This window comes from Streptomyces sp. NPDC093260, assembly GCF_040683715.1.
Classification (GTDB): domain Bacteria; phylum Actinomycetota; class Actinomycetes; order Streptomycetales; family Streptomycetaceae; genus Streptomyces; species Streptomyces sennicomposti.
Genome location: NZ_JBFBEK010000029.1, coordinates 61,954 through 82,382 on the forward strand (window position 1 = coordinate 61,954; position 20,429 = coordinate 82,382).

Annotated in this window: 16 protein-coding genes, 1 tRNA gene and 1 pseudogene; 7 read left to right on the forward strand and 11 right to left on the reverse strand. The window is 72.3% G+C overall.

The annotated features are described in order from the left end of the window. Positions 1–43 precede the first annotated feature (43 nt). Positions 44–886 carry a MurR/RpiR family transcriptional regulator gene (locus AB0N63_RS29185; protein ID WP_365533415.1) on the reverse strand — a complete coding sequence of 281 codons (843 nt, stop codon included), beginning with the start codon at positions 884–886 and terminating at the stop codon, positions 44–46. 454 nt (positions 887–1,340) lie between these two features. On the opposite strand from AB0N63_RS29185, the gene AB0N63_RS29190 reads away from it, so the two are divergent. Further along, a complete protein-coding gene (locus tag AB0N63_RS29190; RefSeq protein WP_365533485.1) occupies positions 1,341–1,772 on the forward strand; it encodes a hypothetical protein in 432 nt (143 codons plus the stop codon). 651 nt (positions 1,773–2,423) lie between these two features. On the opposite strand, the gene AB0N63_RS29195 is transcribed toward AB0N63_RS29190, so the two are convergent. Beyond that, the gene (locus AB0N63_RS29195) at positions 2,424–3,812 is read right to left on the reverse strand and encodes a cystathionine beta-synthase (protein ID WP_365533416.1); all 1,389 of its coding nucleotides are present in this window, start codon (positions 3,810–3,812) and stop codon (positions 2,424–2,426) included. 237 nt (positions 3,813–4,049) lie between these two features. On the opposite strand from AB0N63_RS29195, the gene AB0N63_RS29200 reads away from it, so the two are divergent. The 3 genes from AB0N63_RS29200 (at position 4,050) to AB0N63_RS29210 (ending at position 7,683) form a co-directional block, all read left to right on the forward strand. Further along, positions 4,050–5,075 (forward strand): SGNH/GDSL hydrolase family protein, encoded by a 1,026-nt coding sequence (locus tag AB0N63_RS29200; protein WP_365533418.1) that lies wholly within the window; start codon positions 4,050–4,052, stop codon positions 5,073–5,075. A 258-nt stretch (positions 5,076–5,333) separates the two neighbouring features. Next, a complete protein-coding gene (locus tag AB0N63_RS29205) occupies positions 5,334–6,554 on the forward strand; it encodes an acetyl-CoA C-acetyltransferase (protein ID WP_365533420.1) in 1,221 nt (406 codons plus the stop codon). A gap of 325 nt (positions 6,555–6,879) precedes the next feature. After that, positions 6,880–7,683 (forward strand): hypothetical protein, encoded by an 804-nt coding sequence (locus AB0N63_RS29210; protein ID WP_365533422.1) that lies wholly within the window; start codon positions 6,880–6,882, stop codon positions 7,681–7,683. A gap of 104 nt (positions 7,684–7,787) precedes the next feature. On the opposite strand, the gene AB0N63_RS29215 is transcribed toward AB0N63_RS29210, so the two are convergent. Next, positions 7,788–8,099, reverse strand: a complete 312-nt coding sequence (locus AB0N63_RS29215) for a hypothetical protein (protein ID WP_365533424.1) — start codon at positions 8,097–8,099, stop codon at positions 7,788–7,790. Between the two features lie 101 nt (positions 8,100–8,200). Between AB0N63_RS29215 and AB0N63_RS29220 the strand changes: the two genes are divergently transcribed. Continuing rightward, a complete protein-coding gene (locus tag AB0N63_RS29220) occupies positions 8,201–8,428 on the forward strand; it encodes a DUF4287 domain-containing protein (RefSeq protein ID WP_009189013.1) in 228 nt (75 codons plus the stop codon). 108 nt (positions 8,429–8,536) lie between these two features. Here AB0N63_RS29220 and AB0N63_RS29225 read toward each other — a convergent pair whose 3' ends face one another. From AB0N63_RS29225 to AB0N63_RS29235, 3 genes and pseudogenes are all read right to left on the reverse strand, one after another. Next, positions 8,537–9,448 carry a Bax inhibitor-1/YccA family protein gene (locus tag AB0N63_RS29225; protein WP_365533426.1) on the reverse strand — a complete coding sequence of 304 codons (912 nt, stop codon included), beginning with the start codon at positions 9,446–9,448 and terminating at the stop codon, positions 8,537–8,539. A 213-nt stretch (positions 9,449–9,661) separates the two neighbouring features. Next, a pseudogene (locus AB0N63_RS29230) lies at positions 9,662–9,837 on the reverse strand (4-hydroxybenzoate 3-monooxygenase); the annotation flags it as partial. Between the two features lie 244 nt (positions 9,838–10,081). Next, positions 10,082–10,164 (reverse strand) — tRNA-Leu (locus AB0N63_RS29235). A 495-nt stretch (positions 10,165–10,659) separates the two neighbouring features. Between AB0N63_RS29235 and AB0N63_RS29240 the strand changes: the two genes are divergently transcribed. Continuing rightward, positions 10,660–11,430 (forward strand): ABC transporter ATP-binding protein, encoded by a 771-nt coding sequence (locus AB0N63_RS29240; RefSeq protein WP_365533428.1) that lies wholly within the window; start codon positions 10,660–10,662, stop codon positions 11,428–11,430. A 172-nt stretch (positions 11,431–11,602) separates the two neighbouring features. Continuing rightward, positions 11,603–14,131 (forward strand): FtsX-like permease family protein, encoded by a 2,529-nt coding sequence (locus AB0N63_RS29245; RefSeq protein WP_365533430.1) that lies wholly within the window; start codon positions 11,603–11,605, stop codon positions 14,129–14,131. Positions 14,132–14,197: 66 nt separating this feature from the next. Here the strand turns inward: AB0N63_RS29245 and AB0N63_RS29250 are convergent, their stop codons facing one another. The 5 genes from AB0N63_RS29250 to AB0N63_RS29270 form a co-directional block, all read right to left on the reverse strand. Then, positions 14,198–15,505, reverse strand: coding sequence for a cyclopropane-fatty-acyl-phospholipid synthase family protein (locus AB0N63_RS29250; RefSeq protein WP_365533432.1), 1,308 nt, complete (start codon positions 15,503–15,505; stop codon positions 14,198–14,200). Between the two features lie 253 nt (positions 15,506–15,758). Beyond that, entirely contained in the window at positions 15,759–17,138 is a 1,380-nt protein-coding gene (locus AB0N63_RS29255) for an NAD(P)/FAD-dependent oxidoreductase (protein WP_365533434.1), read from the reverse strand. Between the two features lie 547 nt (positions 17,139–17,685). Further along, complete coding sequence (locus AB0N63_RS29260) at positions 17,686–18,837, reverse strand: PRC and DUF2382 domain-containing protein (protein ID WP_365533435.1); 1,152 nt, start codon at positions 18,835–18,837, stop codon at positions 17,686–17,688. A gap of 92 nt (positions 18,838–18,929) precedes the next feature. Then, a complete protein-coding gene (locus AB0N63_RS29265) occupies positions 18,930–19,871 on the reverse strand; it encodes a Ppx/GppA phosphatase family protein (RefSeq protein WP_365533437.1) in 942 nt (313 codons plus the stop codon). After that, positions 19,868–20,425, reverse strand: a complete 558-nt coding sequence (locus AB0N63_RS29270; RefSeq protein ID WP_365533439.1) for a DUF501 domain-containing protein — start codon at positions 20,423–20,425, stop codon at positions 19,868–19,870. The genes AB0N63_RS29265 and AB0N63_RS29270 overlap by 4 nt, the downstream gene beginning before the upstream one ends. Between the last annotated feature and the right edge of the window lie 4 nt (positions 20,426–20,429).

Sequence of the window (20,429 nt, forward strand, 5' to 3'; positions counted from 1 at the left end):
TGAGACGAGTCTGAGAGCGGCTGCCGGGCATCGTCCCCCGGGCTCAGTCCACGAACAGGCCCCGGGCCGCCGCCGCCGCGTCGAACTCCTCCAGGCGGGCCTGGGCGTCCGGCAGGTCGTCGCACATGGCCTCCAGCAGCACCCGGCCGAGCAGCATCGGCGCGCAGGCGGTGTCGAAGGCGAGGCCGGTGCCGACGGCCGCGGGCAGCAGCAGGTCGGAGTGCTTGGCGACGGGCGCGAAGGCGGAGTCGGCGACCGTGACGACCCTCAGGCCCGCCCCGCGCGCGTAGGCGAGGGTGTCCACGACCTCCCGCGGGTGCCGGGGCAGCGCGAAGCACAACAGCGCCGAGGCGCCCGCCCGGACCGCGCCGTCGATGCGGTCCTCGATCATCGTGCCGCCCTCGTTCAGCAGCCGTACGTCGGGGTGGACCTTGGCGGCGAAGTACGCGAAGCCGTACGCCTGGGAGGCCGCGGCCCGCAGCCCCAGCACCGGCAGCGGCCGGGAGGCGGCCAGCAGCCGGCCCGCCCGCCGCACCGGGCGCGGATCGGCGAGCACCTGCGCCAGGTGCCGCAGGTTCTCGATCTCCGCCTCGACGGCCTGCTGGTACTCGTTGTACGTCTCCGGTCCGCCGGCCGGCTCGGCGGGCGCGACCTCCCGCAGGTGGCGGCGGAGCGCCGGGTAGCCGTCGAAGCCGAGGGCGACCGCGAAGCGGGTCACCGACGGCTGGCTCACCCCGGCCAGCTCGGCCAGCTCCACGCTGGACAGGAAAGGCACGTCGGCGGCCCGGCGGACCATGCTGTGGGCGATGCGCCGCTGGGTCGGCGTGAGCCGGTGCCCCTCGAAGAGCGCCTGCAGTCGTGCGGCAGGGCTGTCGGTCACGCTCATGCCGTGCTCCCCCTCCAGAAGTCGTCGACGACCCGGGAGAGTACTCCCCGACCAGTTCCTATTCAGACACCAAGAACTCTGCATGACGTCATACAGGGCGGGCAAGGCCAGGCAACGGATCGGCCAAGTGCGGCCGCCGCTGCGTGGTGTGCGCCGGCGCGCGTGCTACTCGTGGTGGCGACGCGGTTCGCACCACCCCGGCGAACGGCGTCCGGGCCCCCGACCGCGGGGCCCCGGACGGCCACCGCCGTCGGCGCGCCGACCCCGCAGCCATGCGACGCCGACGGCGGTGGCACCGTCTCCCCGAGGGTGATCGCACCGTCCCCTGCCGGTGGTGACCCGCTCCCCTGACGGCACTGGCACCGTCCCCTAGGGTCCGCCCCCGAGCGAAGTGGGGGGCTTTCCCCAATGCGCCGGGGCGGCCCCGGTCCCTAGCCTGGGACGCATGACCGGAATGGACGCGCGGGACACCGACCTCAAGAAGGAGCTCGACGCCACGCTGCGGGCTCGCGGGGAGCTGGGCGAAGAGTACGAGTCCGCGCTGGTCGACTCGTTCCTGGAGAAGGTCGACCAGCGCATCGACGGCGCCGTGGAGCGGCGGGTGCGGCGGCAGCTGGCCGAGCAGCAGCTGACGGTGGCGCGCGGCGCGCGGACGCCGAGGCCCACGGACTCCTGGGGGGAGCGGTTCGGCTTCGGCATCGTCTCGCTGGTGCTGGCGGTCCCGCTGTCGGCGATCGGCGGCGGCGTGGCCCATCTCCCGGGCCTGCTCGTGGCCTGGGCCGGGATCGTGGGCGTCAACGCCGTCCAGGCCGCCCGCACCAACCCCGGCCTGTTCGGCGGCCGACGCCGCCGCGAGGCCGCGGAGGACGACGCCTGGGAGGAGTGAGGCCCCGGCCGGGGCACGGGGCTGAGACCTGCTCGCGATCACCCCGGTGCCGGTCCGCACCGAAGGAAGCCGGGCGACGCCCCGGAGGAGCCGGGCGGAAGCCGGGGGAGCCGAGCGGAAGCCGGGCGGAGGCGGTCCGCACCAGAGGGAGCCCGGAAGCCCGAAGCGAGCCGGCCCGCACCGGAGGGCCGGGCGGGCCCCGGGGAAAGCCGGTCCGCGCCGGGAAAGGCCCGGGAGGCTCCGCCGGGAGGAGCCCGGCGGAGCCGGGAAGAAGCGTGCGCGGGGACCGCCGCACCCCCATCACTGGGGGGCGGGACGACGGCGGTCCCCGCGAGGGACGCGGGCCGGGTCAGGCCGGGCCTGCGCATCCAGGCGTCCATGGAGGTCCGGGAGCCGCTCCGGAGGTCCTTGGCGCCGTCTCGCTCGCCGGCCGGAAGGGGAGCCGCTCCCTTCCCGCCGACACCCATGACTCTGCCGGACGCGTGTTAAGCGGGTGCTGCGTGCACGTGACGTGCTCGTACCAGTTCCGCGACCGCTCCTCGGCCGCAGGTCACCGGGTGTTCCCGGAGCCGCCGGCGGATACGGCCGGGGACGGCGGAGGGGGCGGCGGGCCACTGCCCGCCGCCCCCTCGCCTCCCGTCGGGACGGGACCTACTGCCTGCCGCCCTTGGCCAGGAAGGAGAGCAGGTCCTGCCGGCTGACCACACCGGTGGGCTTGCCCTCGACCAGGACGATCGCCGCGTCGGCGCCGCCGAGCACCGTCATCAGGTCGGCGACCGGCTCGCCGGATCCGACCTGCGGCAGCGGCGCGGACATGTGCTTCTCCAGCGGGTCCTCCAGCGAGGCCCGCTTGGTGAACAGCGCGTCCAGCAGCTCCCGCTCGACCACGGAGCCGACGACCTCGGCCGCCATCACGTCCGGGTGGCCGGCGCCCGGCTTGACGATCGGCATCTGCGAGACGCCGTACTCGCGCAGCACCTCGATGGCCTCGCCGACGGTCTCGTCGGGGTGCATGTGGACCAGGGAGGGGATGCCGCCCTCCTTGTCGCTGAGCACGTCGCCGACGCGGGCGCTCGGACCCTCGTCCTCCAGGAAACCGTAGTCGGCCATCCACTCGTCGTTGAAGATCTTGCTGAGGTAGCCGCGTCCGCTGTCGGGCAGCAGCACCACCACGACGTCGTCGGGGCCGAGCCGCTCGGCCACCTCCAGCGCCGCCACGACCGCCATGCCGCAGGAGCCGCCGACCAGCAGGCCCTCCTCCTTGGCCAGGCGGCGGGTCATCTGGAAGGAGTCCTTGTCGGAGACGGCGACGATCTCGTCCGCGACGGTCCGGTCGTAGGCGGTGGGCCAGAAGTCCTCGCCGACGCCCTCGACGAGGTACGGCCGCCCGGAGCCGCCGGAGTACACCGAGCCCTCGGGGTCGGCGCCGATGACCTTGACCTTGCCGTCGCTGGCGTCCTTCAGGTAGCGGCCGGTGCCGGAGATGGTGCCGCCGGTGCCGACGCCCGCCACGAAGTGGGTGATCTTCCCCTCGGTCTGCTCCCACAGCTCGGGGCCGGTGGAGTGATAGTGCGACAGGGGGTTGTTCGGGTTGGAGTACTGGTCGGGCTTCCACGCGCCCGGCGTCTCACGCACCAGCCGGTCGGAGACGTTGTAGTAGGAGTCCGGGTGCTCCGGCGCCACGGCCGTGGGGCACACGACCACTTCCGCCCCGTAGGCGCGCAGCACGTTGATCTTGTCCGTGGAGACCTTGTCCGGGCAGACGAAGATGCACTTGTAGCCCTTCTGCTGGGCCACGATGGCGAGACCGACGCCCGTGTTGCCGCTGGTGGGCTCGACGATCGTGCCGCCGGGCTTCAGCTCCCCGCTCTGCTCCGCCGCCTCGATCATGCGCAGGGCGATGCGGTCCTTCACGGAGCCGCCGGGGTTGAAGTACTCGACCTTGGCCAGGACGGTCGCCTTGATGCCCTTGGTGACGTTGTTGAGCCGTACCAGCGGGGTGTTGCCGACGAGGCTGATCATCGAGTCGTGGAATTGCACCGTTGTCTCCGGTCGCTGCAAAAAACGTGGTCGTGGTGGTCCCGCCAGCCTAGGGCCTGTCCGGCACATACCGTCGTTCGCCCGCAGGGCGGGCCTCGCGGCAGGCGGGGATTCGTATGGCAGGCCCCGCGGTCGGGACCGGACCTCGGACGGGTGTTCACTCCCTGTCGCGATTGGACGACGGTCGGTACGGGGCAAGACGTGGGTGTACGGCTTCGCGGGAGGTGGCAGCCAGTCATGACGAGCATGTCGAGGGCGAGGGTGGCCCGGCGGATCGCGGCCGGCGCCGCGTACGGCGGCGGGGGGCTCGGACTGGCCGGCGCGGCCGCGGTCGGGCTGCTGCTGGCGGAGGTACGGCTGGCCCGGCGCCATGTGGGCAACGGCGCCGACAACCACGTCCCGCTCGCCGACGGGCTGTACGGCCAGGGCTACGACACCCCCGGCGAGCCGCCGCTGCGTCTGGTCCTGCTCGGCGACTCCACGGCGGCGGGGCAGGGCGTCCACCGGGCCGGGCAGACCCCCGGCGCGCTGCTGGCCTCCGGGCTGGCGGCGGTGGCGGAGCGCCCGGTGCGGCTGCGCAACGTCGCGGTCACCGGCGCCCGCTCCGACGACCTGGACCGCCAGGTCTCCCTGGTGCTGGCCGATCCGGCGCAGCCGCCGGACATCTGCGTGATCATGATCGGCGCGAACGACGTGACCCACCGGATGCCGCCGACCCGCTCGGTGCGCAACCTCTCGGCGGCGGTACGGCGGCTGCGCACCGCGGGCGCGGAGGTGGTCGTGGGCACCTGTCCCGACCTCGGGACCATCGAGCCGGTGCAGCAGCCGCTGCGCTGGCTGGCCCGGCGCACCTCACGGCAGCTGGCGGCGGCGCAGACGATCGGGGTGGTGGAGCAGGGGGGCCGCACCGTGTCGCTGGGCGATCTGCTGGGCCCCGAGTTCGAGGCGAACCCGCGGGAGCTGTTCGGCCCGGACAACTACCACCCGTCCGCCGAGGGGTACGCCACCGCGGCCATGGCGGTGCTGCCGACGGTGTGCGCGGCGCTCGGGCTGTGGCCGGCGGAGGAGGAGCGGCCGGACGTGTCACGGCGGGAGGGGTTCCTGCCGGTGGCGCGGGCGGCCGCGGAGGCCGCCTCCGAGGCCGGTACGGAGGTCGCCGCCGCGATGCCCACCGGACCGCGGGGGCCGTGGGCGTTGCTCAAGCGGCGGCGGAGGCGGCGGGTCTCGGCGATGGAGCCCGCGCCCGTGCGGTCGACGACGTGATCGAGGGCGCGGCGCCCCTCGGGCGCCGCGCCAGGGGGCTCCGCCCCCGGGCCCGCGGTCGGCCTGAACGGCCTCGTCCGCGGACGCCGGACGGGCTGCCGACGCGCGCGTCGCCCTGCCGGACGCCCGGCCACCCGAAAAAGCAAGCGCTTAGAAAACTGCGGTCAGGGTCACACCGCCACCCCCGTGACCGCGGCGATACGTACGGGTAACTTCCAGACCAGCCCTGCCCGTCTTCCGCACCCCCGTGGAGCCCTGATGCCCGAAGCCGTCATCGTCTCGACCGCCCGTTCGCCCATCGGCCGCGCCGGCAAGGGCTCCCTCAAGGACCTGCGCCCCGACGACCTCACCGCCGCCATCGTCCAGGCCGCGCTCGCCAAGGTCCCCGAGCTGGACCCGAAGGACATCGACGACCTGATGCTCGGCTGCGGTCTGCCCGGCGGCGAGCAGGGCCACAACCTCGGCCGGATCGTGGCCGTGCAGATGGGCATGGACCACCTGCCCGGCTGCACCGTCACCCGGTACTGCTCCTCCTCGCTCCAGACCTCCCGGATGGCCCTGCACGCCATCAAGGCCGGCGAGGGCGACGTGTTCATCTCGGCCGGCGTCGAGACGGTCTCCCGCTTCGGCAAGGGCAGCTCCGACGGTCTGCCGGACACGCACAACCCGCTGTTCGCCGAGGCCGAGGCCCGTACCGAGGCCGTCGCGCAGCAGGAGGGCACCACCTGGCACGACCCGCGCGAGGACGGCCTGCTCCCCGACGCCTACATCGCGATGGGCCAGACCGCCGAGAACCTGGCCCGCTGGAAGGGCGTCACCCGCCAGGAGATGGACGAGTTCGGCGTCCGTTCGCAGAACCTCGCCGAGGAGGCCATCAAGAACGGCTTCTGGGAGCGCGAGATCACCCCGGTGACCCTGCCGGACGGCACGGTCGTCACCAAGGACGACGGCCCGCGCGCCGGCGTCACCCTGGAGGGCGTCTCCGGTCTCAAGCCGGTCTTCCGCCCCGACGGCCTGGTCACCGCCGGCAACTGCTGTCCGCTCAACGACGGCGCCGCCGCGCTCGTCATCATGTCCGACACCAAGGCCCGCGAACTGGGACTGACCCCGCTGGCCCGGATCGTCTCCACCGGCGTCTCCGGCCTGTCCCCGGAGATCATGGGCCTCGGCCCGGTCGAGGCCAGCAAGCAGGCCCTCAAGCGGGCCGGTCTGACCATCGACGACATCGACCTGGTCGAGATCAACGAGGCGTTCGCCGCCCAGGTGATCCCCTCCTACCGCGACCTCGGCATCGACATCGACAAGCTGAACGTCAACGGCGGCGCCATCGCGGTCGGCCACCCCTTCGGCATGACCGGCGCCCGGATCACCGGCACCCTGATCAACTCGCTGCAGTGGCACGACAAGCAGTTCGGTCTGGAGACCATGTGCGTCGGCGGTGGCCAGGGCATGGCCATGGTCATCGAGCGCCTCAGCTGACCCCGACCGGCGGCACGCGCCCCCGCGCGGCGGCCCGGTGAGGGACCGTCAGTGGCCGCCGGAGCACCCAGCGTGAACGAACGGCCCGGAATGCAGGAAACCCCTGGATTCCGGGCCGTTCTGTGATCCAATCTCCCCCAGAGTGTGACCTATTTCCCTTCTGGAGGGGATCTCCGCAGGTCAACAGCGTCACATCGGGCGCCTCAACCGGCCCGCACGCCACATTCCTGTCCGTTTCGTGACGTTACGCACTGACAGCTGGATAGTCCGCCCTTCAAGCTGATGTAGGAAGTCGGGGGTCCACCTTGAACCCGGGAGTACGTCAGTGAGCGCCATGCCCATCGCCCTGCTGCTCACCACGGCCGCCACCGGCGCCGTGGGCGTCGCCGTCCTGCGCACCCTTTTCGCCCTGCGCCGGCAGGTCGCGGCGTTGCAGAACCAGCTCGCCGAGAACCACGCCGCCACGGCGCGGGCGCTGCTGCCCGCCGCCCGCGGGCAGGCGGACGCCGAGCAGATACGCACCGCCGTGGTGCAGGCGCTCGCGGAGGAGCGGGAGCGGGAGCTGGCCGAGGCACGGGCCTTCTGGGCCGCGCAGGAGGCGCGGGACGCCGCCGACACGCCGTCCCTGCTCGGACTGCCCGACAGTGAACTGTTCCTGCCCCGGCAGGCCGACTTCGTGGGCCTGGAACACCTGGAGCCGGTGACCGAGACCGGCGCCGACGCCGACGAGTTGCCCGGCATCGGTTCCGGCGAGTCCGCCGAGCTGGCCGCGGCCCGTCGCCGCCACCCCTCGCACCCCGACTTCACCCCGCACGCCTCCCCCGTCGTCGGCGACCACGAGCGCACCGTCGCCACCCTGGAGAAGCTGGCCGAGGACGCGGTGGAACTGGCCGACGTCCGGCCCGGCCCGCTGGGCACCCTGGACGTCTACGTCTTCGCCGACGGCACGACCCTGTGCATGACCCCGGGCCACCGCGAGACCGCGGACCGGCTGGCCGCCGCGCTGCACGCCGGCGAGTCCCCCGTCCTGCTCGGCGGCTCGGGCATCTCCGGCGCCTACACGCTGACCTTCGCCTGCGGCGAGGAGAACGTGTACATCCTGGCGGACCGGGTCATCGCCTCCCTCTGAGGCTTCGAGGCTCCTTCGGGACCTCCCAGGGGTCGTCCCAGGGGTCCCGTCCGGGTCTCTTCCTCCGGGCTTCCTCGGGGCCCTCCTCCCGCGCCCGGCGCCTCTCACACCCCGGCGCGTTTCTGGGCCTCCGTCACCAGGCGGACGGCCTCCTCGACCTCGGCCTCGTTCCTCAGTACGAGGGCCAGGTCGTGTCCGGCCACCGTGATCTGGTCGGCGACGGCGAACATGCCCGCGTCGGGCATCTCCTGCGGCTCCCGCCCGGGGTCCTCGGCGAGCTGGGCGCGCCGGGCGAACTCCCTGGCCAGTCCGAGTGCCTCGGCGGCCGCGCTGCGTTGCAGCCGGCTCTGCGGGGCGGCCCGCAGACGGTCGGCGAAGTGCTCCACTGCCCGGCTCAGCGATGTCGTGTCAACCACGTCGCGAGACTACGCGCCGCACCCGGACTGTTGCCAACGAGCGAACCCTCGGGCACGGTGACGTGAAGGACCGGATTCATCGAACGCGTCCGGAGGCGCCGATGTCCCAAGTCTTCTCCGAAGAGACCCACCGCAACCTGCTCGCCCGCATCCCCCAGTGCACCGGTCGTGAAGTCGCCGACTGGCTGCGCACCGTGGAAGAAGGCCCGGCGCTCTGCTTCGAGGAGAAGCTCAGCTGGCTCCGCCACGAGCACAACCTCGCGTACGGCCACGCCAAGGCGATCATCCACGAGTACGACCTGAGGAGGGCCGCCCGCAAGCTGCGCTGAGCGGCGCGGGCCGCCGTGGACGCGGCGGCCCGGGAACGGCGAAGGGCCCCGGCGGAGCCGGGGCCCTTCCGCGCACGTGCGCAACGTCGGCCGTGCGGGCGCGGTGTGTCAGTCGTTCTGGTTGAGGATCGCAATGATCCGCAGGAACTCCATGTAGATCCACACCAGTGTCAGCGTCAGGCCGAATGCCGCGAGCCATGCCTCCTCGCGCGGCGCGCCGTAGGCCACGCCGTCCTCGACCTGCTTGAAGTCAAGGGCGAGGAAGCAGGCGCCGAGGATGACGCCGATGATGCCGAAGACGATGCCGAGGGCGCCGCTGCGGAAGCCGAGGCCGTCACCGCCGCCGAACGCTGCGAACAGCAGGTTCACCATCATCAGCAGCACGAAGCCGAGCGCGGCCGCCATCACGAAGCCGTAGAAGCGGCGGTTGACCCGGATCCAGCCCGCCTTGTAGGCGATCAGCACGGCGGCGAAGACCGCCATCGTGCCGAGCACGGCCTGCATGGCCGCGCCGCTGGCGATGCGGTTGTCGACCACGCTGGAGACGACGCCGAGGAACACGCCCTCGAACGCCGCGTAGGTCAGGATCAGCGCGGGCGAGGCCTTGCGCTTGAAGGACTGGACGAAGCCCAGCACCATCGCGATCAGCGCGGCGCCGATCCCGATGCCGTAGGAACGGGTGATGTGGGCGTCGTCGACCGGCAGCAGCGCCCAGGCGAGCGCGGCGGTGACCACCAGCACGCCGAGCGTGGAGGCGGTGCGTACGACGACGTCGTCCATCGTCATCCGGCCGGTGGTGGCCGGGGCCTGCGGCGGGGCGCCGTGCTGAAGGTCCTGCGGGGCGTAAGGGTTCTGCGCGTAGGGGTTGCCGCTCGGCTGGGCGTACGGATCGCCCTGCGCGTACGGGTTGCCCTGCGTGCCGACTGCGGGGCCCCCGGCCTGCGGCGCGGTGTTGAAGCCCGCGTAGCCGTTGTCGCGGCTGAACCCCCGTCGCGAGAAGACCGGGTTTCTGCTCCTCATCTCACTCCTCCATGGCCGCACGTCGCGGCCTTGGCTCAAGAGTAATGGAACGGCAAAGGATAGACCCTACTACCTGGGAAGGATCTTTCCCCCGCCCTGCTGCGGCACACGCTACGCGGGCGCGCGGTTCCGGGCACCGGGCGGCGGCGTTCATGACCGACCCGGTACACGTCCGGAACCGGCCGGAGACCAGGACGGCCCCTCGGGAGCCCGTCAGCCGAGCGGGAAGCCGGTGCAGGCCTCGGCCAGGTCGGTCGCGGCGTCCCGAAAGGAGGTGATCCGGTCCAGCCGGGCGAGCCGGCGACGCCCCTCGAAGGGGGTGCCGTCCGGGTCCGGGTGGAGCATCGCGTCATGTCGTGGCGGAACCGCTCGGCCTGCCGGACGCGGCGCCCGATGCCGACGGAGGCGGCGGTCCGGCCGCAGGCCGATGACCCGGCGGTCCGGCCACGGCCCCGCGGCCGTCCTCGCGACCGCGCGAGACGGCCTGGGAGCCGTCGTCGCGGGAGTGAGTCCGCGCGGGTGCGCCGAGCGGCCGGGGCACGGTGCTCCGCGATGGTCGCGGAAAGGGCCGGAAAGAGAACGAAGGCGGCGCCGGCCCGGTGTTCTCACGGGCCCGGCACCGCTTACTGGAAGTGCCCGGAACCGGACTCGAACCGGTACGCCCGCGAGGGGCAGCGAGGTTTAAGCTCGCCGTGTCTGCATTCCACCATCCGGGCCAGGCCGTGGGTTCCGCGCCGAGGTCCGAGCCTATCGGGACACACCGCCCTGACCGTGGGCGGGTGACCTCATGTTGTCTTATTTTATTGGCGCTTGAGGGACCATCAGAACGCTAAAACCGCCGTTGGCACTTGCCTACAGCCTGACCGGCTGGAGTCGGCCGCGTACGCGGAATGACGGAATTTCACCGTCCGAACAGGCAGCCTCCACCCCGTCTTGACGATCCGCGCCCCCGTTCCGGTTCGTCCCGCCCCGGCGCGCGCCCGCCCGGCCCGTCCCGCGCCTCCTGTCCCACCCCCACCCCCCGAGTCCCACCCCCACCCCCCCGAGCCGCTCTCGGGGCCGCCGTCATACCTGGGGATGACAGGGGGCCTCCCCCGTCCGACCCGAGTCGCCCCCGGGAACCGGAACAGCGGCTGACGCCGCGGGTCTGATCCGACGGGACGATGGAACCCGTCCCCGAGAACATCGTCGTCCCGTCAGGAGCCCCACCCGTGACCACCTCCTCCATCGCCGGCCGGACCACCACCGTGGCCGCGCGCGCCACGGATCTGTCGAAGATCTACGGACAGGGCGAGACCCAGGTGGTCGCCCTCGACCGGGTCTCCGTCGACTTCGCGCAGGCCGAGTTCACCGCGATCATGGGCCCGTCCGGGTCCGGCAAGTCCACGCTGATGCACTGCGTGGCCGGGCTGGACACCTTCTCCTCCGGGTCGGTGCGCATCGGCGACACCGAGCTGGGCTCCCTGAAGGACAAGCAGCTCACCAGGTTGCGCCGGGACAAGATCGGGTTCATCTTCCAGGCGTTCAACCTGCTGCCGACGCTGACGGCGCTGGAGAACATCACGCTCCCCATGGACATCGCCGGCCGCAAGCCCGACAGGCAGTGGCTGGACTCGGTGATCGACATGGTCGGGCTGTCCGGGCGGCTCGGGCACCGGCCCTCGCAGCTGTCCGGCGGTCAGCAGCAGCGCGTCGCCGTCGCCCGCGCGCTGGCCTCCAAGCCGGAGATCATCTTCGGTGACGAGCCCACCGGCAACCTCGACTCCCGCTCGGGCGCCGAGGTGCTCGGCTTCCTGCGCAACTCCGTGCGGGAGCTGGGCCAGACCGTGGTGATGGTGACCCACGACCCGGTGGCGGCGGCGTACGCGGACCGGGTGGTCTTCCTCGCCGACGGCAGGATCGTGGACGAGGTGTACGGGCCCACGGCGGACGCGGTCCTGGACCGCATGAAGCAGTTCGACGCCAAGGGGCGCACCAGCTGATCCCGGTAACCCCGGTGATCCCCGTGGTCCCGGTGCGCCGCCCGTGCCCACCGCGCCGGCCGGTCCGGTCGGTCCGGTCGGTCCGGTCGCTCCAGCCGCTCGGACCGCTCCCGCCGGTGCGCAGCGCCCCCGCCCCCCGCCCTCGTACACCTCACCTGAACTGAGACACCCCATGTTCCGCACCGCCTTGCGCAACGTCCTCGCGCACAAGGCCCGGCTCCTGATGACCGTGCTCGCCGTGATGCTCGGCGTGGCCTTCGTGTCGGGGACCCTGGTCTTCACCAACACCATCTCCGACGCGTTCCAGAAGAGTTCCGCCAAGGGCTTCGACCACGTCGACGTAGCCGTCGAGGCCAAGTACCAGAAGAGCGAGGGCGACCGGGTCGGCAAGAGCCCCGAGCTGACCCAGGACATGCTGGAGCGCAGCGCCCGCGTCCCGGGCGCGAAGTCCGCCGTCGGCGTCGTCCGCGGCTTCACCGCGCTGGCCGACAAGGACGGCAAGCTGATCGGCAACGGCTTCCAGTCCGAGGGCGGCAACTACTGGGGCGCGAAGGACCCCCGGTACCCGCTGCTCTCCGGCGCCGCCCCGCACGGCGCGAACCAGATCCTCATCGACTCCGAGACCGCCCGCCGGGCCGGCTACAAGGTCGGCGACACCGTGCGCGTCTCCGTCGACGGCCCCGTCCTGACTCCCACCGTCAGCGGCGTCTTCACCACCGACGACGGCAACGTCGCCGCCGGCGGCAGCCTCGCCCTGTTCGACACGGCCACCGCGCAGAAGCTGTTCGGCAAGCCGGGCACGTACGACGAGATCGACGTGGCGGCGAAGGCCGGCACCAGCCAGTCGGCGCTCAAGGCGCAGCTGGACCGGGCGATGCCCAAGGGGACGACCGAGACCACCACCGGTCAGAAGCTCGCCGACGACCAGGCGAAGACGATCGCCTCGTCGATGAGCAGCATGAAGCAGGGCCTGCTGGTGTTCGCCGGGATCGCGCTGTTCGTCGGCACGTTCATCATCGCCAACACCTTCACCATGCTGGTCGCCCAGCGCACCAAGGAACTCGCGCTGCTGCGCGCCGTCGGCGCCTCCCGCCGGCAGGTCACCCGCTCGGTGCTGATCGAGGCGTTCGTGGTGGGCGCGGTGGCCGCCGTGACCGGTCTGCTGGCCGGCATCGGCATCGGCGCCGGACTGCGCTCCCTGCTCGGGTCGTTCGGCGCCACCGTCCCGGACGGGCCGCTGGTCGTCACGCCCGGCACGGTCGTCGCCGCGCTCGCGGTCGGCGTCCTGGTGACCATGCTGGCCGCCTGGCTGCCGGGCCGGCGCGCCGCGAAGATCCCGCCGGTGGCGGCGATGAGCAGCGTGCACGCGCAGGCCACCGCCAAGTCGCTGGTGCTGCGCAACACCCTCGGCGCGCTGTTCGCGGCCGGCGGCGTCGCGGTGGTCCTCGCGGCCACCTCCATGGACACCGACTCCGCCCAGGCCCCGATGGGGCTCGGCGCCGTGCTGCTGATCATCGGCGTGTTCATCCTGACCCCGCTGCTGTCCCGGCCGCTGATCGCCGCCACCACCCCGGTGCTGCGCGCGTTCGGGGTGTCCGGCAAGCTGGCCCGGCAGAACTCGGTGCGCAACCCGCGCCGTACGGCGGCCACCGCGTCCGCGCTGATGATCGGCCTGACCCTGATCACCGGCATGACGGTGATGGCGGGCAGCCTCCAGCACGCGATCGACAAGATGGCCTCCTCCGCGATCCGCGCCGACTACGTGGTGTCGATGGCCAACGGCAACGGTCTGTCCCCGCACGTCGAGCAGGAGCTGAAGGCCACCGACGGCGTCACCGCCCTCAGCCCGCTGCGCGACGCGCCCTCCCGCATCGACGACGAGACCGAGTACCTGACCGGCGTCAACGGCGCCGCGATCGGCGAGCTGACGGACCTGACGGTCAAGGACGGCTCGTTCACGGTCGGCGGCGACAAGGTGGTCGTGGACGACAGGACCGCCGAGGACCACCACTGGACCGCCGGGTCCGGCTTCACCGTCGCCTACGAGGACGGCGGCAAGCAGAAGCTCACCGTCGCCGGCGTCTACGAGGGCAACGACATGATCCGCGGGATCATGCTCGACAACGCCGTCCTCGCCCCGCACCAGAGCGAGGCGACCGACATGCAGGTCATGGTGAAGACCGCCGACGGCGCGTCCGAGGCCACCAAGGACAAGCTGGTCAAGGCGCTCGGCGACAACCCGGCGATCCAGGTCCAGGACAAGAAGGACATCTCCAACGGCATCGCGCAGATGTTCACCCTGATGCTGAACATGCTCTACGGCCTGCTCGCCATGGCGGTGATCGTCGCGGTCCTCGGCGTCATCAACACCCTGGCCATGTCGGTCTTCGAACGCTCCCAGGAGATCGGCATGCTGCGCGCGATCGGCCTGGACCGCCGGGGCATCAAGCGGATGGTCCGTCTGGAGTCCCTGGTGATCGCCCTGTTCGGCGGCGTCCTCGGCATCGGTCTCGGCGTGTTCTTCGGCTGGGCGGCCGGTGAGCTGCTGGGCGCCAAGATGGCGACGTACGAACTGGTGCTGCCGTGGGGGCGGATGGCCGTGTTCCTGCTGCTGGCGGGGCTGGTCGGCGTACTGGCCGCGCTGTGGCCGGCCCGGCGCGCGGCCCGGCTGAACATGCTCCAGGCGATCAAGTCCGAGTAGTCGCGGCGCACCCGTGCGAGGGGCCCGTTCCGGTGGCGGAACGGGCCCCTCGCACGTCTCCCGCGGCTACGCGTCCGGCGTGCCCCAGGTACGGGCACGCAGCGGCATGCCCGAGGCGCCGGACTCGGGGGTCTTCACGGCGAGGACCTGGTTGACGCCGATGCGGTTGCGTTCGAAGGCGAGCGCGGAGGCCGCCATGTACAGCCGCCACACCCGGGCGCGGCCGGGGCTGGTGAGCCGTACCGCGCGGTCCCAGTCGGCCTCCAGGTTGGCGACCCAGCGGCGCAGGGTGAGCGCGTAGTGCTCGCGGATCGACTCCACGTCGCGCACCTCGAACCCGGCCCGCTCCAGCTGGGTGACGGTGGTGCCGACCGGGGCCAGCTCGCCGTCGGGGAAGACGTAGGCGTCGATGAACTCGTCCACGTGGTACTCCGACTCGTCGCGCTGCGGGCGGCGGCCGATCTGGTGGTTCAGCAGCCGTCCGCCGGGCTTGAGGAGGGCGTGCAGGTCGCTCGCGTACTCCAGGTAGCGGGCGGCGCCGACGTGCTCGGCCATGCCGATGGAGGAGATCGCGTCGTAGGGCCCGTCGGTCACGTCCCGGTAGTCCTGGACGCGGATCTCCACCTTGTCGGTCAGGCCCTCGTCGGCGACGCGCTTCCTGGCGTAGACGGCCTGTTCCTGGGAGAGGGTGACGCCGACGACGCTCACGCCGTGCTCGCGGGCGGCGTGGACGGCCATGGAGCCCCAGCCGCACCCGACGTCCAGCAGCCGCTGACCGGGCTTCAGGGCGAGCTTGCGGCTGATGAGTTCGAGCTTGTCGTACTGCGCCTGTTCGAGGGTGGCGTCCGGTCCGGGGGCCGGCCAGTAGGCGCAGGAGTACACCATCGACGGGCCGAGGACGATCTCGTAGAAGTCGTTGCCGACGTCGTAGTGGTGGCTGATGGCGCGTCTGTCGGTGCGCCGGGTGTGCAGGTGGCCGGGGCGGCGGGCCTCCTCGGGCGGCGGGGCGGGCGGCAGCGGCGGCCCGGCCAGCTTCACCAGGCCGCGTACGGCGGCCCGCGCCCGGGGATCGCGCAGCAGGGCGCCGAGGCCGCGGGCGTCCTCCCCGCGCTCCCAGACAAGCCCGGACATCAGGGCGAGGGCGGTGTAGAGATCGCCCTCGACGGTCAGGTCGCCGGCCACCCAGGCGCGGGCCAGGCCGAGTTCACCGGGCTTGAACAGCAGCCGGCGCAGGGCGCGGCGGTTGCGGACGACGAGCGTCGGCGCCCCCGGCGGTCCCGCCTCGGACCCGTCCCAGGCGCGTACGCGCACCGGCAGCGGGGTCTCCAGCAGCTGTTCGAGCAGTGTCGTGAGCCGCGACGCGGCATCGGGCATGACGCACACACCTCCGTGACGACGGACGCCGGAATGTCATCCACCACGTAAACACCGGGACGCCCTCGGCACAGTCCCGCAAGCGGGTTACGACTGGGCAAAGTAGTTGCAGCGGCCACTCACTTTGCGGCCGTGTCCGGAACGCCGAAGGACCTCCCGCACCACGGATGGCGGGAGGTCCTTCGGATCGAGCGGTTCGAACGGTGACCGACGGGCGGCCGGGAGACCCGGGAGGGTCAGGGCGCCCGGGAGGTCAGGAGGCCTTGGCCTTCTCCTCCGTCTTCGCGGCGGGCACCGGCGCGGGCTTGGCGGCCTCGTAGAACTCCTCGCGGGGGTTCTCCATGGCGCCGAGGGAGACCACCTCGCGCTTGAGGAACATGCCGAGGGTCCAGTCGGCGAAGACGCGGATCTTGCGGTTCCAGGTCGGCATGGCCAGACCGTGGTAGCCACGGTGCATGTACCAGGCGAGACGGCCCTTGAGCTTGATCTTCATCTTGCCCATGACGATCATCGCGACGCCCTTGTGCAGGCCGAGACCCGCGACCGCGCCCTTGTTGGCGTGGCTGTAGTCCTTCTGCGGGAAGCCCCGCATGCCGGACACCACGTTGTCGCCGAGGACCCTGGCCTGGCGCAGCGCGTGCTGGGCGTTCGGCGGGCACCAGGCGTTCTCGTTGCCCGCCTTGCGGCCGACGAGGTCGGGCACCTGCGCGTTGTCGCCGGCGGCCCAGATGTAGTCGGTGCCCTTGACCTGGAGGGTGGGCTCGCAGTCCACGTGGCCGCGCGGGCCGAGCGGCAGGCCGAAGCGGGCCAGGGCCGGGTTGGGCTTGACGCCCGCGGTCCACACGATGGTGTTGGAGTCGACCTCGAGGCCGTTCTTCAGCACGACGTGGCCGTCGACGCAGGAGTCCATGGAGGTGGAGAGGTAGATCTCCACGCCCCGGCTCTCCAGGTGCTCCTTGCCGTACTGGCCGAGCTTGGGGCCGACCTCGGGGAGGATCTTGTCGGCGGCGTCCACGAGGACGAACCGCATGTCCTCGCGGGAGACGTTCTTGTAGTACTTGGCCGCGTCGCGGGCCATGTCCTCGACCTCGCCGATGGTCTCCGCGCCCGCGAAGCCGCCGCCGATGAAGACGAAGGTGAGCGCCTTGCGGCGGATCTCCTCGTCGGTCGTGGAGTCGGCCTTGTCCAGCTGCTCCAGTACGTGGTTGCGCAGGCCGATGGACTCCTCGATGCCCTTCATGCCGATGCCCTGTTCGGCGAGGCCGGGGATCGGGAAGGTGCGGGAGACCGCGCCCATGGCGATGACCAGGTAGTCGAAAGGCAGCTCGTACGCCTCGCCGACCAGCGGGGCGATCGTGGCGACCTTGCGGTCCTGGTCGATGGTGGTGACCCGGCCGGTGAGGACCTCCGCCTTGGGGAGCACGCGTCGCAGCGGGACGACGACATGCCGCGGGGAGATGCTGCCGGCGGCGGCTTCGGGGAGGAAGGGCTGGTAGGTCATGTACGACCGGGGGTCGACGACCGTGACGGTCGCCTCGCCGTAGCGCATCTTCTTGAGAATGCGCCGAGCTGCGTACAGGCCTACGTACCCACCGCCTACTACGAGGATCCTGGGACGCTCCGTGGTGCTCATGGCATCGAGTATCCACCCGTCCGAGGGGGGCACCTCGTGCGCCCCTTCACAAGGTTCGGAAGGGCCTGTGTTAAACTCCGCGGCCCTTGTGGCGGACGGCACGCGACCGGAGGGGAACCGGCGTCCGCTTACGACCGTTGTCAAGGCCGCATGAGCTGCCGCTCCGGGTCCGCGGGGCCTTTTCGGAGGGGGACGTTCGGCCCTTGCGGAATCCGTCGCGAACGCTCCGCCGAGCGCCGTCCGGAGCCCGTTCCGCCTCCGTACGGGGCGGTAGAGGGCCCCGCGCCGCCCCGCCGGGGGCATTTCCTTGTGAAGAACTTCACGAAGTTTTCCGACGGGCCGTCGACCAGTGGCACCGAGGGCGCCCGCGAGCCCGCTCAAACGACTCCGTCACTGCTCAGCGGAGGTTACCCGCCGGTAGCCCCGGTGCGGTAGAGCGAACCGGGGAAAGAGACAGGCGTCACCGGCCGCCGCCCGCGCGCGCGGCGCCCGCGCCCCTCGGCCCCCGGGGTCGCGCCCCTCGGCCGCCGGAGGCCGGAGCCGGGGGTCAGAGCCGGCGGCCCCGGCCCATGTCGCCCCGGTCGTCCCGGTCCCCCCTGCCGCGCCGGGAACCGACGTCACCCACGTCCCCCGTGCCGCGCGTGGTCTCGTCGAAGCCCTCGGTCTCGCCCTTGATGTGCTCCTTGCGCAGCCGGGCCCGCACCGTCTCCTCGGAGATGTGCTCCTCGGTGGTCAGCCGGACGCGCTCGACGGGCACGGTCTCCGTCTCCACCACCGGGCGCTCCTCGTGCAGGACCACCTCGTACTCGGCCTCACCGATCTCCGGGCCGGCGAGGGCGGCGTCGCGGTTGGCGTCCGTGATCGGCTCGCGCTCCACGCGCACCTCGTCGTGGCGCAGCGGCACCGTCTGCTCCACCTCTTCGGTCACCACGTACTTGTGCAGCCGGGCGCGTCCCACCTCGCGACTCTCGACGCCGATGTGCAGGCGCTCCTCCGAGCGCGTCATGGCGTCGTCGCGGCCCGTGCCCGTGCCCGTACCCAAGCCGGTGCCGGTGCCGGGGCCGGGGCGGGACCGCTCCCCGCGCTCGGCGGCGCGCTCCCCGGTCCACCCGCCGGCCCGCTCACCGGTCCGCCCCGTCGTGCGCCCGGTGGCGTGCTCGGTGGTGCGCTCGGTGGTGCGCTCGCTCGCGCGCCCCCGGGCCGCCGCGTCGGCCGGACCGGCCCCGCCGGCCGCGGCACCGGCCCCGATGCCGACGCCCGTGCCCACGCCGGTGCCGGTGCCTGCACCCAAGCCGGCGCCGGTGCCCGTGCCGGTGGTCGTCGTGTCCGTGCCGGCCGTGCCCGCGGCTCCGGGGGTCGTGCGGCCGCGGCGGGCGTCGTTCCAGTCCAGGCCGTAGTAGTCGTACAGCCGGTGCTCCTCGGTCTCCGAGAGATGACCGCCCGCGTCCACGTCGATGTGCGGCGCGCCCTTGACCTTGTCCTTGCGGTACGGCACCTGGATGTGGTCCCGCACCACGGAGGCCTCCCGGGTGGGCACGAACGTCTCGTGCGTGCCGAACAGGCCCGTCCTGACGGTCACGAACTCCGGGAGCCCGGTCACGTCGTCCAGATAGACGTGCTTGGCCTCACCGATCTTGTTCCCGTCGCCGTCGTGGACCGGATGGTTCAGCACGTTCGCGATCTGTTCCCTGGTGATCATGTCTCGTCACCCTTCGTCCGGAATTGCGGTATCCGGGTACACCGGGCCGAAAGCCACGAAACAGACGCTGAGCGGAAAAGGGGACGCCGCGACTACGCCACGGACCAGGCGATGCCGTCGAGGATGTCGTGTTCGCTGACGACGACCTCTTCCGCGTCGATGCGTTCCATGATCGCCAGGAGCACCAGGGCGCCCGCGCCGATCACGTCCACGCGGCCGGGGTGCAGGGACGGGATCCCGGCGCGTTCGGCGTGCGTGGAGTGGAGCAGGCGGGTGGTGATCTCGCGGACCCGGTCGCGGGAGACACGGGAGTGGTGGATGCGCTCCGAGTCGTACTCCGGCAGGTCCTGCGCGATCGCGGCGATCGACGTCACCGAGCCGGCCAGGCCCACCAGGGTGCGCGCCGCGCGCAGCGGGACCGTCTCCTCGGCGAGGTCCAGCGCGGCCTCGACGTCGGCCCTTATCGCCGCGATCTGGTCCTCGGTGGGCGGGTCGCTCACCACCCCGTCGCGCACCAGGTGACGCTCGGTCATCCGGACGCAGCCCACGTCCACCGAGCGCGCCGCGCGCACCCGGTCCTCGCCGACGACGAACTCGGTGGAGCCGCCGCCGATGTCCACGACGAGGAACGGCTTGGCGAGATCCGCACGCCCCGTCAGTTCCCTGGTGGCGCCGGTGAAGGAGAACTCCGCCTCCTGGTCGCCGGAGATCACCTCGGGCTCGACGCCGAGGATGTCCACCACCCCACGAACGAACTCGTCGCGGTTCTCCGCGTCCCGGGAGGCGGAGGTGGCCACGAAGCGCACCCGCTCCGCGCCGTGCCGCTCGATCACCTCGGCGTACTCGCGGCAGGCCGCGAAGGTGCGCTCCAGCGCCTCCGGGGCGAGCCGGCCGGTGCGGTCGACGCCCTGGCCGAGCCGCACGATCGTCATCCGCCGGTCCAGGTCGACGAGTTCGCCCGACTCGGGGTCCACGTCCGCGACCAGCAGACGGATGGAGTTCGTACCGCAGTCGATGGCGGCGACCCTGGTCACTTGCCCTCCTCCGTCGTCTCCGTGGCGCATCCCTCACCGGCCGGCAGGCTCACGCACGGGCCCTTGCGCCACCACTCGGGCAGCATCGCGAGGGCTTCGTCGCCGAGCGGGTTCACGCCCGGACCGGCGGCCAGCGAGTGGGCGACCAGGACGTGCAGGCACTTGACCCGGTCCGGCATGCCGCCGGCGCTCGGGAAGCCGGTCAGCTCCTCGATCTCGTCCCGGCGCCGGATGTAGTCCTCGTGCGCCGCCCGGTAGGCCGCCGCCAGCTCCGGGTCGGTGGCCAGCCGCTCCGTCATCTCCTTCATCACGCCGTCGGCCTCGAGCGTGCCGATCGCCGAGGCGGCGCGCGGGCACGTCAGGTAGTACAGCGTCGGGAAGGGGGTGCCGTCGGGCAGCCGCGGGGCCGTCTCCACGACGTCCGGCTGTCCGCACGGGCAGCGGTGCGCGATCGCGCGCAGTCCGCGCGGCGGCCGCCCGAGCTGCTGCTTGAAGGCCTCGACGTCCGCGTCGGTGGGTTCGGTGCGCTCGGTGGGCGGCGGAGGGGTCTGCATGCCT